The organism is Rhizobium sp. F40D2 (assembly GCF_051810745.2).
GTDB lineage: Bacteria > Pseudomonadota > Alphaproteobacteria > Rhizobiales > Rhizobiaceae > Rhizobium.
In genome coordinates this window covers 4525341-4537995 of record NZ_CM131436.1, presented here as the reverse complement: position 1 = coordinate 4537995, position 12655 = coordinate 4525341, and the positions used below count along the sequence as shown (strand labels likewise).

The following is a 12655-nucleotide window of genomic DNA, read 5'->3' as shown; positions in this document are numbered from 1 at the left end:
CTGGCGTATCGGACGTTTTCGCGTCGCCCGTCGCGGACTTGACCTGCCGAACTTGAAAGAGCCTGCCACAGTCGAAAGCAGCCGCTAACCCTCGAACGCGCGCAGGCATTTCATCATTTCGCGAAGACCGCGGGTCAGATGCTTGTCCCGGCGCAGAACCATGCCCAGCCGGCGTGTGAGCTTCGGCTGCAGCGATGATGTCGTCACGAGGCCGGCGCGATCGCGCTTCACCGCCAGCCCCGGCAGGATCGACCAGCCGAGCCCGACGGCCACCAGTTCCTTGATCGCCTCGATGCTGCCGAACTCCATGGCCGGCCGGATCCGGGTGTCCGGTGCGGCCAGCCACGCGTCGATTGCCCGTCTCGTATTGCCGCCCTCGTAAAGCAACAGCGTCCTCTCGCGCATGAAAGCGGCGTCCGGTCCGTCATCGGGCATGCGGCTGCCGGCGGGCGCGACGGCCAGCAATTCCTCCTCGTAGAACGGTTCGATCTCAAGGTTCCGTCCTGAGGCCGGCAGCGCGATGACGGCGATATCGAGGCTGTTGGCCTCCAGATCGCGCAAGATGTCGTCGGCATTGCCGATATGGACGGTGATTTCCAGGCCTGGCATGGATTTGCGGGCGGCGGCGATGGCCCGAGGAAGCAGGTGGATCGACGCGGTGCCGCCACTGCCGATGCGCACGCGGCCGCTGGCGCCATCCCTATACGGCATCATCGCTTCCTCAGCGGCGGCCGCCTCCTGTAGCAGCCGTCTTGCATGCGCCAGCAGATCGAGGCCTGCCGCGGTCGGCTGCGCCCGCCGTCCGACGCGCTCGATCAGCCGGACGCCGAGCCGCTGTTCAAGCGCCTTGACCTGCAGGCTGACGGCCGGCTGCGTCAGCCCTTCCTTGTCGGCGGCCGCCGTAAAACTGCCGAGATCGGCGACGTTGACGAGGGTTGCGAGCTGATCGAGGTTGAGCGCCATACAAAAGAAATCCTTATCCTTCTCATAATATCCATAAGCTTCCTTCGCGGCATTCTCCAGCGCATCTTTCATCCGTCGAAGAAAGGAAGACGAGATGACCCTGGAATTGAGCGAGAGACTCGAGACGCCGCGCGGTATCGTTCGATCGAAATTTCGCGCAACGGCGCGCTTGGGCCGGCAGCTGCTCGCGGCGGTCGAACATCGCCTGGAAAAGCGCCGCAGCCGCCGGATACTGTGCGATCTCACAGAGGACGAGCTTCGCGATGTTGGCCTGACCCGTGCCCAGGCGAGGACAGAGGCAGCAAAGTCCTGGTTCTGGTCTTAACGGCTGCGGCCTCAGCGGAAAGTGCTGATCCTGCTCGAAATTGCCGGCGCCTTGTGGCAATACGTCCGTCTGGAAATCGAGCGTAGGGAGCAGCATCATGGTCGAAATCGTATCCTTCCCGGACGCAGGCAGGGCGGAAGCGCTACTGGTCCGCTCTCTACGGGGCGGAGTGTTGCGGCTCGTGCTCAACAACCCGCCGGCCAATGCGCTCTCGATCGCGCTTCTCGAAGCGCTGATCGCCGAGCTCGACAAGGCCGGATCGGATGCGGATGTGCGCGTCGTCGTCATCGCCTCGACGGGCAACGTGTTTTCCGCCGGCCATGATCTCAAGGAACTCACCGCCCATCGCGCCGACGAAGATCAGGGGGCCGGTTTCTTGGAGAGGGCCTTCCGGCTCTGCGCCGATCTGATGTTGAAGATCGCGCATCTGCCGAAGCCGGTCATCGCCGAGGTCGACGGGCTGGCGACGGCAGCCGGCTGCCAGCTCGTCGCCTCCTGCGATCTGGCGATCTGCACGGATACGTCGACATTCTGCACCCCGGGCGTCAATATCGGCCTGTTCTGTTCGACGCCGATGGTGGCGGTTACCCGTGCCGCCCATCGCAAGCAGGCGATGGAGATGCTTTTGACCGGCGAGACGATCGACGCTTCGACCGCCAAGGATTTCGGTCTCGTCAACCGCATCGTGCCGAAGCAGTATCTGGCGCAGGTGGTTGCCAAATATGCCGGAGTGATCGCCAGCAAGTCGCCTCTGACCCTGAAGATCGGCAAGGACGCTTTCTACCGGCAGCTCGAACTGCCGGTCGAGGCAGCCTATGATTATGCTACCAAAGTGATGGTCGACAATATGCTGACGCAGGATGCTGAGGAGGGGATCGGCGCCTTCCTCAACAAGCGCACGCCGGAATGGAAGGGCGAGTAATCACGCCAGTTTCAGAACCAGCCCGCCGATGGCGATGACGACACCAGCGACATAGCGCCAGACGCTGGCTTTTTCCTTGAAGACGGTAACCGAGATCACCAGAGCAAAAAGGATCGCGGTTTCGCGCAGGGCCGCAACGGTTGCGACCGGGGCTTTTGTCATCGCCCAGAGGGCCAGCCCGTAAGACGCGATCGAGCCGGCGCCGCCGATCAGCCCGCGCCACCAGTTGCGACGGACGTGGCGCGCCACGGCGATGGTGCCTCGTTGCGAAACCGCCCAGGAAAACAGCAGCACCGGGGGCAGCAGCGACATCCACAATGTGTAGGAAACCGCATTGCCGGAAAGGCGTGCGCCGATGCCGTCGACATAGGTGTAGGTGGCGATGACGCAGGCATTGGCAAGCGAGAGCATGACGGCGCGGCTGCTGCCGCGCCGCGCCTCCAGAGCGAGTGTCAGCACGCCGGCGCAGATCGTCACTGTGCCGGCAAGCGCGCCGGCGGAAAGATTTTCCTTCAGGATGAAACCGCTTGTCGCTGCGATCAGCAGCGGTGCGCAGCCGCGCATCAACGGATAGACGAGGCCGATATCGCCGGCCCGGTAGGCGGCGGCGACCAGCTGGAAATAGACGAATTGCAGAATGGCCGAAGCGCCGATGAACGGCCAGGCAGAGGCTTGCGGCAGCGGCAGGAATGCCAGGAAAGGCAGCGCCGAAACTGCGCCGCCGGCCGAGATCAATGCAGCATCGAGGGATTTATCGCTTCCCGCCTTGACGATGGCGTTCCATGTCGCATGCAGCAATGCGCCGAAGAGAACGAGCAGGATGACGTCGAGCGGCAAGGGAGTAAATCCGGATAAGATGAGGGACGCTGGAAACGCCTCGCCTTCGGCGTTTCAAACTCCTGAAAAGACAACTGGGATTTGCACGAAAATTCACGGCGGCGGACGCGGACGCGTTCATATGTCGAATAGCATTCTTTCGGCATGGGCACAATTGTGGCGCGCCGAGGCAATTTCTACGTGCGCGCGACATGCGTTCAATCGACGCGGTCCTTTCAACTATGAGATGTTTCTAATGGATACAGGAACGGAACGTGGTGATATAAGGAACAAAAAGAGAAACTACCTGCCGGAGCGCGGCAACCGTTTATTCTATGCTGCTGATATATAGATGTTCTTCTATAACTTTGACATACAGGGGATTTTAAAGCTTCTGATTGAGTAATCTTCGAGAGGTCGCATCGCTGGGATTGAATGCGTGCCTTTCGCAAGCGCGAAAGACGCACAGCTCCTGCGGCCGTCAGGGCGGCGAAACCATCAAAGTTGATAATGCGGAACGAAGAGCATCCCGTCAAGGTTGTCTATGTTCTGGCAGTTCAGGACCTGGCAGCGCGGATTGTCTTTCGAGGGGATATGCGTCCATTCCGCATAGTCGGTCGCATCGCAATAATTGCTGTTGCGGACGTAACGATCGTAAAGTGGCAGGCCGCGGGGAGACTGATAGCGGAAAATGACGGCGCCCTGATTGTGGATGGCGGCGCGCACGCTGGCGCAGCTCATCGCAAGCGGATTGTAGCGCGAGATCGCTAGCGCCGGCGATGCGGCGAGCACGAAAATGAGGGCAAGAGCGATTTTTTTCATCGAATCATCCTCAGGAGTATCCTGTTCATATATACGGGAAAGGTGCTCAGCCGGTTTCACTGAAACGCAAAAAAACCTGCGGGCCGTGCCAACCGGCTTTTCAAGTGGAGAAGCGAACATGAACCACGACAGCTACACGGATGACTATCTCGCCGGAATCCTGCATTCGGTAAAGACCATCGCGCTGACCGGCGCTTCGCCCAATCCGGCCCGGCCGAGCAACGGCGTCATGGGTTATCTGTTGTCGCGCGGCTACGAGGTCATTCCTGTCAATCCGGGGCAGGCGGGCAAACAGATCCAAGGCCGCACCGTCTATGCCCGGCTCGCCGACATTCCCGTGCCGATCGACATGGTCGACGTTTTCCGCGCCGCCGAATATCTGGACGGGGTGGTCGAGGAGGCGCTGGCGCTGAGGCCGCTGCCGCAGATCATCTGGGCCCAGCTCGGCGTGCGTGACGACGCGGCAGCGGCAAAGGCGGAGGCCGCGGGCATCAAGGTGGTAATGAACCGCTGCCCGGCGATCGAATATCCCCGTCTTGTCGCCTGACCTCGTTGCCTGTTCTCATTGCATTCTCATTGCTTGAGTTGCTGTGCGCTGAGACGGATTTTCCACCGAACGCACATGGGTTGAAACGGATCGCGATTAACTTTCGTAAGCGACAGGCTATGATCCTGCCCGTCAGCAACAACTGGAGGACGACATGGCCAAGAACGATCCGGGATTCAACACGTTGGCGATCCATGCCGGCGCCCAGCCCGACCCGGCGACCGGCGCGCGGGTCACGCCGATCTATCAGACGACAGCTTACGTCTTCAACGATTCCGATCATGCCGCCGCCCTCTTCGGCCTGCAGGCCTTCGGCAACATCTACACCCGCATCATGAACCCGACTCAGGCCGTGCTCGAAGAGCGCGTCGCAGCGCTCGAAGGCGGCACGGCGGCACTTGCCGTCGCTTCCGGCCATGCGGCGCAGATGATCGTCTTCCACACCATCATGCGCCCCGGCGAGAATTTCATCGCCGCCAACAGGCTCTATGGCGGCTCGATCAACCAGTTCGGCCACGCCTTCGAGAATTTCGGCTGGCAGGTGCGCTGGGCCGATCCCGCCGAGCCGGCAAGCTTCGAAAGCCAGATCGACGACAAGACGCGCGGCATCTTCATCGAAAGCCTGGCCAATCCCGGCGGCACCTTCGTCGATATCGCCGCCATTGCCGATGTCGCCCATCGCAACGGCCTGCCGCTGATCGTCGACAATACGATGGCGACGCCCTATCTCCTCCGCCCGATCGAGCACGGCGCCGATATCGTCGTGCATTCGCTGACGAAATTCCTCGGCGGTCACGGCAATTCGATGGGCGGCCTCATCGTCGATGGCGGCACCTTCGACTGGTCGAAATCCGGCAATTATCCGATGCTGTCGAGCCCGCGGCCGGAATATAACGGCATGGTCCTGCACGCCACCTTCGGCAATTTCGCCTTTGCGATCGCTGCCCGCGTGCTCGGCCTGCGCGATCTTGGCCCGGCGATCTCGCCCTTCAACGCCTTCCTGATCCTGACTGGGATCGAGACGCTGCCGCTGCGCATGCAGCGCCATAGCGACAATGCGATCGCCGTCGCAAAGTGGCTGAAGGCGCACAGCAAGATCGCCTGGGTCAATTATGCCGGCCTCGACGACGACCCCAACCACGCCCTGCAGCAGCGTTACTCGCCGAAAGGCGCCGGTTCCGTCTTCACCTTCGGCGTCGAGGGCGGCTATGAGGCAGGCAAGACGCTGGTCGAGGGGTTGCAGCTCTTCTCCCATCTTGCCAATATCGGCGACACCCGCTCGCTGGTCATCCATCCGGCCTCGACGACGCATCGGCAGTTGAGCGACGAACAGAAGATCGCTGCCGGCGCCGGGCCCGACGTGGTGCGCCTTTCCGTCGGCATCGAGGACGTCAAGGACATCATCGCCGATCTCGAACAGGCGCTCTCGAAAATCTGACGCCGGAGAGGTCCGTGACGACTATGGCAAATTTCATTCCCTTCAGCATCGACGGCGTCGAACCGGAGTTCGGCGCCCCGCAGCCCGGCAGGATCATTTCCGGCGATCCGCATTTCCGCACCTGGAACCTGGAGGAAGCCGAAGGTGGGCTCTATTCCGGCATATGGGAGGCGACGCCGGGCAAGTGGCGGATCGTTTATGAGGAATGGGAATATTTCAGCCTGCTGTCCGGCCATTCGATCGTGACCGAGGACGGCGGCGAGCCGGTTCATCTGAAGACCGGCGACCGGATGATTTTGAGACCCGGCTTCAACGGGACGTGGGAAGTCATTGAAACGACTCGCAAGGATTATGTGATCAAGGTTTAAGCCGCGCCGGCAAATCGCCGCCGCTGCCGAGGGCCTGTCCCGATTTGCAGCGAGGACGGCCCGTTTTTCCGCAAATGGCTGCGCCTTCGTGCCGGATAGGACGCTTTTAACCAATCCCATTAATCCGGCCTACATTGTCAAAATGCTATATCTCGTCCGCAGCGCATAGCGGACATGATGTCTCCTGCCGTCCCACAGACATGGCCTTGCAGTTAATTTTTGCGGAATTTGCATGTCGTCGATCTTGCAGGTAGGCACGTTCGCACCCAAACCTCTTCCATCATCGCGACGACCGTCTGTTTCCTTGTCGTCGCACTTATCCTGACCGGCCTGATGGCGCATGTCGTCGTCAAGATGACCCGGTCGGCGAATGAGATCGATGATGCCCGGGCCACGCGCGCCGCCCGTGCGGCAATCGGAGCTTTTGTGGCGCGCCTAAGCGGGACGACGACTGATAATGCCATTTGGGACGATGCCTATAGTGCAGCCTCGTCTCCGACCGCCGCCGATTGGGCCTATGAAAATTGGGGGAAGACCAGCGAAGATTACGCGCTCTATGACGGCGCGGTCGTTATCGGCCCCGACCGCTCTTCGATCGTCTCCGCCTATGCCAAAGGCAAGCCCTTCCAGCCGAGCGCCTTTTTCGGCGAAGGCTTTTATGGGCAGATCAGAGCCGCTGCCGATCCCGCGCGGGCCCCGGTGGTCAATTTCATCAAGACCGAAAGCGGCATCGCCCTGCTCGCATCGCAGGCGATCCAGCCATACGAGGCCGCCACCGAGCTTCCGAAGCTCAGCACGCTGACCTTCTACAAGGAGTTTACGCCCGGAGTTCTCGATGCGCTCTCGAACGAACATGAACTTGAAGGCTTGCACCTTGAGACGAAGCCCAGGCCGGAATTTCTGAACACGCCGATCACGGACATGCAGGGGGCCGTCATCGGCTACCTCGTTTGGCCGAGCAAAGCGCCCGGAAGCACCGTGTTTCAGCAGGTAACACCCTATATCGCGGCCGCCGTCGCCATCCTTGCGCTCTTCCTGATCGGCGTGCTGATGGTCGGCGCGTCCGAGGCGCGGCGCCTGCGCCAATTGGCGCAAGCAGCGCTTTTTGAAGCGGGCCATGACAGCCTTAGCGGTCTGTTGAACAGACATGGCCTTCTCAGTCTGTTGGAAGAGTTTAAGAGTTCGGGCTCTTCGCCGCCACGGCTCTATCTGGTCGACCTCGATGGTTTCAAGGCCGTCAACGATGCCTGGGGGCATGCTGTCGGCGATGATTTGATCCGGCTGGTCTCGAACGCGCTGATGGCCTGCCACCCCGAAGTCGTTGCCGCGGCCCGGCTGGGAGGCGACGAATTTGCGCTGGTGCACATTGGGTCCGCCACCTGCGAAGATATGGAAAAAACCATTCTGGCGCTGTTTGCCGAGCCTTTCAAAATCGACGGCCGGACGATCGAAGTCGGCGCAAGCATCGGAGCTGCCGCCGGCGACGGAGACGTTAAGTCCTTGGAGCTTCTGCGCAGAGCGGACATGGCTCTCTATCGCGCCAAGGCAAATGGCCGAGGCCAGGCGATCGAATACGATCCCGAGCTGGACGAGGAGCGCCGACGGGTCGCCGAACTGGAAGGCCTGTTGAAAGGCGCCATCGGCAGTGGTGCGATCGAGGCCGTTTTTCAGCCTCTCGTCTCTGCCACGACAGGCGCTGTCACCGGTCTTGAAGCGCTGGCGCGCTGGCGAACCGCAACGGGAAACATCAGCCCGGAGATTTTCATCCCGCTCGCAGAGAGGTGCGGCCTCATCGATGCGCTTGGCGTTCACATGCTGAGAACATCGATCGAGCATGCCAGGAACTGGCCCGATCTGGCATTGTCTGTGAACGTCTCGCCAATCCAGCTCTGCAATCCCGAATTTGCCGCCGAGGTGATTTCGGTCCTGCAGGAACTTGATTTCGATCCAAAGCGCCTGACCTTGGAAATTACCGAAGGCGTCCTGATGACGAATCCGGATCAGGCCCGGCGGTCGATAGGTCAACTCAAGCGCGTCGGCATAAAGTTCGCTCTCGATGATTTTGGCTGCGGCTACGCCAGCATTGGCGCATTGCGGCAGTTCGGTTTCGACCGCATGAAGATCGACCGCTCGCTTGTGTCCGCTCTCGATGAAGGCGCCAACGGCGCCGACGTCCTTCGGGCGACCATTTCGCTTGCGACCGCCCTGCAGATTCCCGTGACCGCCGAAGGCATCGAGAACAGCCGCCAGGCGGCAATCTTGCGAGAGGCCGGCTGCGATCAGCTTCAGGGGTATCTGATGGGCAGACCCATGTCGGCACGCGACATATCCAGCAAGCTGGAAGAAGAGGCAGCCGCCTGACGCGCCATCGATGGGCGTTGCAGCTGCAGGGGCTCTCGTTTGGGAAGCCTGAACGAGGCATTTCCCTTCTTGCTGCGGCAATCCACCGCAGCGCCATGCGTCAATCTGTTCCGATGTTTTTTGCTAAAGCTTTGTTAAATCTGCGATTTAGCTGGAAGGACGCAGGTGCGGTATTCGATGCACGCGGCTTCGACCGTCGAAAAGCGTCATTAAGCTGTAATAAAACGCGCCTAGCCCGCCTGATGTGACGGGGATTTCAGCGCTCCAGACAATGGCACCCCCTCCATGGCGCTGGTCTCGTCATCCTGTCCATTCCATTAGGGAAGCGCTTCATATGCTCACCAGGAAACTCCTCTCGGCCTGCCTCGGTGCGGGCCTTGTTGCCGCTCTGGCGGTTTCGGCATCTGCTGCCGATATCACCGGCGCCGGTTCCACCTTCGTCTATCCCGTTCTGTCCAAGTGGTCCGCCGACTACAACAAGCAGACCGGCGACAAGCTGAACTACCAGTCGATCGGTTCGGGCGGCGGTATCGCCCAGATCAAGGCTGCAACGGTCGATTTCGGCGCATCCGATAAGCCGCTCGAGCCCAAGGAACTGTCGGATGGCGGTTTCGGCCAGTTCCCGCTCATCGTCGGCGGCATCGTTCCGGTCATCAACGTCAAGGGCATCAAGTCGGGCGAGCTGAAGCTCACCGGCAAGGTTCTTGCCGATATCTATCTCGGCAACGTCACCAAGTGGAACGACAAGGCCATCGCCGATCTGAACCCGGGCCTGAAGCTGCCCGACAGCCAGATCGCCGTCGTCCACCGCTCGGACGGTTCGGGCACCTCCTTCAACTGGACGAACTACTTCTCCAAGGTCAACGAAGACTGGAAGAGCAAGGTCGGTGAAGGCACCGCCGTCAACTGGCCGGTCGGCATCGGCGGCAAGGGCAATGAAGGCGTCGCCGCCTATGTCACGCGCGTGAAGGATCTGATCGGCTACGTCGAATATGCCTACGCCCTGCAGAACAAGCTGCCCTACGCTCTGATCCAGAACGCTGCCGGCCAATATCCGAAGCCGAATGCCGATAGCTTCTCGGCGGCTGCCGCCAGCGCCGAATGGACCAAGGCTCAGGATTTCTACCTGATCATGACCAACGCGCCGGGTGAAAAGGCCTGGCCGGTGACCGCCACGACCTGGGCGATCATGTACAAGGATCCGAAGGATGCGGCGCGCTCCAAGGCTGCCTTCGCCTTCTTCAAGTGGGCGCTCGAAAACGGTCAGAAGGAAGCCTCTTCCCTCGATTACGTTCCGCTTCCGGAAACCCTGGTGAAGCAGATCGAAGACTACTGGACGGCTTCTTTCAAGGGCTGATCCCTGCAAGACCTGCGGTCGGGGCGGAAAGCGAGGCTTTCCGCCCCGAATGCCTTTCCTCAAAGCAGTCGAGCATATTGATATGAGCGAAGCATTGGCATCGCTGCCCGCCTCCGGAACGGGCGTGAAGCGTCACGACGGCGCGACCGGCGATCGTATTTTTTACTGGATAGTTCTGGGCTGCGGCCTGTTCGTTCTGGCGGCGCTGCTGGCTGCCGCAGTTTCCATGGCCTTGAGCGGGTTTCAGGCATTCCGGACCTTCGGCTTCGGCTTCCTCACCGGCACGGAATGGGATCCGGTCGCCGAGCAGTTCGCAGGGCTGGTGCCCATATACGGCACGCTGGTCACCTCGGCGCTCGCCATGATCATCGGCGTTCCCGTCAGCCTCGGCATCGCCGTGTTCATCACCGAAGTTGCACCGCGCTCCCTTCGCGGCCCGATCGGCGGCGCCGTCGAGCTTCTCGCCGGCATCCCGTCGATCATCTACGGCATGTGGGGTCTCTTCACCTTCTCTCCCTTCATGTCGGATTACATCCAGCCGGTGCTGATCGACTGGCTGGGCCCGATCCCGGGGATCGGCGTGCTGTTTTCCGGCGCGCCGCTCGGCATCGGCATGCTGACCTCTGGCATCGTGCTAGCGATCATGATCATTCCCTTCATCTCCTCGGTCATGCGCGACGTCTTCCTGGTCGTGCCCGCGCAGCTGAAGGAATCGGCCTATGCGCTTGGTTCGACCAAGTGGGAAGTGGTGCGCGACATCGTCATCCCGCACACCCGTACCGCCGTCGTCGGCGGCATCTTCCTCGGTCTCGGCCGCGCGCTCGGCGAGACCATGGCGGTGACCTTCGTGCTCGGCAACACCCACAATATCGCCGTGTCGCTGATGGAGCCCGGCACCTCGATCGCCGCGACGCTCGCCAACGAGTTTGCCGAGGCTTCGGACGACCTCTACCGGTCGTCGCTCGCAGCCCTCGGCCTCATCCTCTTTGTCGTTACCTTCATCGTTCTGGCGGCCGCCAAGCTCATGCTGGTGCGCATGGCAAAGCAGAGAGGGGAATAATATGGCCACGTATTCGGGTTCCCTTTACCGCCGCCGCCAGATCGGCAGCGCAATTGCGCTGACGCTTTGCGGCCTTGCGACCGCGCTCGGCCTGGTCTTTCTGGTCTGGATCCTCTGGACGACGTTGATCCACGGCCTGTCGGCACTGAGCCCCAGCCTCGTCACCGAAATGACGCCGCCGCCCGGCGAAGATGGCGGCGGTCTCGCCAACGCCTTCATGGGCAGCCTGCTGATGGTCGTGCTGGCCGTCGTCATCGGCACGCCGATCGGCGTGCTGGCCGGCACCTATCTGTCGGAATTCGCCCGCGGCAAAAAGCTTGGCGAGGCAATCCGCTTCGTCAACGACATCCTGCTCTCGGCACCGTCGATCATCATCGGCCTGTTCGTATACGAGCTGGTCGTGCGCCCGACGGCGCGCTTTTCCGGCTTTGCCGGCGGCATCGCGCTCGCCTTCATCTTTCTGCCGGTCGTGGTGCGCACGACCGACGAGATGCTGCGGCTGGTTCCCGATGTCATGCGCGAGGCAGCATTGTCGCTCGGCATCCCGCGTTGGAAGGTCACGGTCAACGTGCTTTATCGCGCCGCCTCCACCGGCATACTGACCGGCATTCTTCTGGCGATCGCCCGCATTTCGGGCGAAACCGCGCCGCTCCTCTTCACGGCTTTGAACAACCAGTATTGGAGCCTGGATATGTCGCAGCCGATGGCGAACATTCCCGTCGTCATCTTCCAGTTCGCTATGAGCCCCTATGAGCAATGGCAGAATCTCGCCTGGGCCGGTGCCTTCGTGATGACCGCCGTCGTTTTGATCCTGAGCGTCGTATCGCGCTCCGTCCTCAACCGAAAAGGTGGGAAATGATGCTTCAGTCCGCAGACACTTTCGACGCTAGCAAGCCGCAAAAGCAGCTTGCCAGGGACAAGATCGCGCTTGAGAAAGTCAATTTCTATTATGGCGACGCCCACGCGATCAAGGATGTGAGCCTGAGCTTCCCCGAGCGCCAGGTCTCGGCCCTGATCGGTCCGTCCGGTTGCGGCAAGTCCACACTGCTGCGTATCCTCAACCGCATCTACATGCTCTATCCGAAGATGCGCGCCACCGGCTCGATCAAGCTCGACGGCAAGAACATCCTCGACCCGGGCTTTTCGATGAACGAGCTGCGCGCCCGCGTCGGCATGGTGTTCCAGAAGCCGGTGCCGTTCCCGATGTCGATTTATGACAACATCGCATACGGCATTCGCCACCATGAGCGCCTCAACAAGGCCGAGATGGACATCCGCGTCGAGCAGGCGCTGCGTCAGGCCGCCCTCTGGGACGAGGTCAAGGACAAGTTGAAGGGCAGCGGCCTCGGTCTTTCCGGCGGCCAGCAGCAGCGTCTCTGCATCGCCCGCGGGGTCGCGCTGCGCCCGGAGGTTTTGCTTCTCGACGAGCCGACCTCGGCCCTCGACCCGATCTCGACCGCCAAGGTGGAGGAGCTCGTCGCGCAGTTGAAGGGCGACTTCACCATCGTCATCGTTACCCACAACATGCAGCAGGCAAGCCGCATCTCCGACAACACCGCCTTCATGTATCTCGGCGAACTGATTGAATACGGCCCGACGGCCGAAATTTTCCAGTCGCCGAAGGTCAAGCGCACGGAAGACTATATCACCGGCCGCTACGGCTGATCTGTCAGGGC

Annotated in this window: 13 protein-coding genes; 10 read left to right on the top strand and 3 right to left on the bottom strand. The window is 61.3% G+C overall.

Annotation, left to right across the window (positions count from 1 at the left end; genetic code table 11):
• Window positions 1-84: 84 nt before the first annotated feature.
• Window positions 85-1035 carry a LysR substrate-binding domain-containing protein gene (locus tag ACS4RS_RS22165; protein ID WP_439009270.1) on the bottom strand — a complete coding sequence of 317 codons (951 nt, stop codon included), beginning with the start codon at window positions 1033-1035 and terminating at the stop codon, window positions 85-87.
• Between the two features lie 22 nt (window positions 1036-1057).
• Between ACS4RS_RS22165 and ACS4RS_RS22160 the strand changes: the two genes are divergently transcribed.
• Window positions 1058-1288 carry a DUF1127 domain-containing protein gene (locus ACS4RS_RS22160; RefSeq protein ID WP_439009271.1) on the top strand — a complete coding sequence of 77 codons (231 nt, stop codon included), beginning with the start codon at window positions 1058-1060 and terminating at the stop codon, window positions 1286-1288.
• 97 nt (window positions 1289-1385) lie between these two features.
• Window positions 1386-2210 carry an enoyl-CoA hydratase gene (locus ACS4RS_RS22155; protein ID WP_439009272.1) on the top strand — a complete coding sequence of 275 codons (825 nt, stop codon included), beginning with the start codon at window positions 1386-1388 and terminating at the stop codon, window positions 2208-2210.
• Here the strand turns inward: ACS4RS_RS22155 and ACS4RS_RS22150 are convergent, their stop codons facing one another.
• Window positions 2211-3047: an EamA family transporter gene (locus ACS4RS_RS22150; RefSeq protein ID WP_449313822.1), complete on the bottom strand. Its 837-nt coding sequence runs from the start codon at window positions 3045-3047 to the stop codon at window positions 2211-2213.
• A gap of 477 nt (window positions 3048-3524) precedes the next feature.
• On the bottom strand, window positions 3525-3848 hold the full coding sequence (locus ACS4RS_RS22145) for a hypothetical protein (RefSeq protein WP_439009274.1): 324 nt from the start codon (window positions 3846-3848) through the stop codon (window positions 3525-3527).
• 118 nt (window positions 3849-3966) lie between these two features.
• Between ACS4RS_RS22145 and ACS4RS_RS22140 the strand changes: the two genes are divergently transcribed.
• From ACS4RS_RS22140 to pstB, 8 genes are all read left to right on the top strand, one after another.
• Window positions 3967-4395 carry a CoA-binding protein gene (locus ACS4RS_RS22140; protein WP_439009275.1) on the top strand — a complete coding sequence of 143 codons (429 nt, stop codon included), beginning with the start codon at window positions 3967-3969 and terminating at the stop codon, window positions 4393-4395.
• Window positions 4396-4549: 154 nt separating this feature from the next.
• Window positions 4550-5833: an O-acetylhomoserine aminocarboxypropyltransferase gene (locus tag ACS4RS_RS22135; RefSeq protein ID WP_439009276.1), complete on the top strand. Its 1284-nt coding sequence runs from the start codon at window positions 4550-4552 to the stop codon at window positions 5831-5833.
• A gap of 23 nt (window positions 5834-5856) precedes the next feature.
• Window positions 5857-6201 carry a cupin domain-containing protein gene (locus tag ACS4RS_RS22130; RefSeq protein WP_439011785.1) on the top strand — a complete coding sequence of 115 codons (345 nt, stop codon included), beginning with the start codon at window positions 5857-5859 and terminating at the stop codon, window positions 6199-6201.
• 228 nt (window positions 6202-6429) lie between these two features.
• Window positions 6430-8562, top strand: coding sequence for a bifunctional diguanylate cyclase/phosphodiesterase (locus ACS4RS_RS22125; protein ID WP_449313980.1), 2133 nt, complete (start codon window positions 6430-6432; stop codon window positions 8560-8562).
• A gap of 334 nt (window positions 8563-8896) precedes the next feature.
• On the top strand, window positions 8897-9919 hold the full coding sequence (pstS, locus tag ACS4RS_RS22120) for a phosphate ABC transporter substrate-binding protein PstS (RefSeq protein WP_439009278.1): 1023 nt from the start codon (window positions 8897-8899) through the stop codon (window positions 9917-9919).
• 82 nt (window positions 9920-10001) lie between these two features.
• On the top strand, window positions 10002-10979 hold the full coding sequence (gene pstC / locus ACS4RS_RS22115) for a phosphate ABC transporter permease subunit PstC (RefSeq protein WP_439009279.1): 978 nt from the start codon (window positions 10002-10004) through the stop codon (window positions 10977-10979).
• A gap of 1 nt (window position 10980) precedes the next feature.
• Entirely contained in the window at window positions 10981-11838 is an 858-nt protein-coding gene (gene pstA / locus ACS4RS_RS22110) for a phosphate ABC transporter permease PstA (protein ID WP_439009280.1), read from the top strand.
• Entirely contained in the window at window positions 11838-12644 is an 807-nt protein-coding gene (pstB, locus tag ACS4RS_RS22105) for a phosphate ABC transporter ATP-binding protein PstB (RefSeq protein ID WP_439009281.1), read from the top strand. Before pstA ends, pstB begins: the two co-directional genes overlap by 1 nt.
• Window positions 12645-12655: the final 11 nt, after the last annotated feature.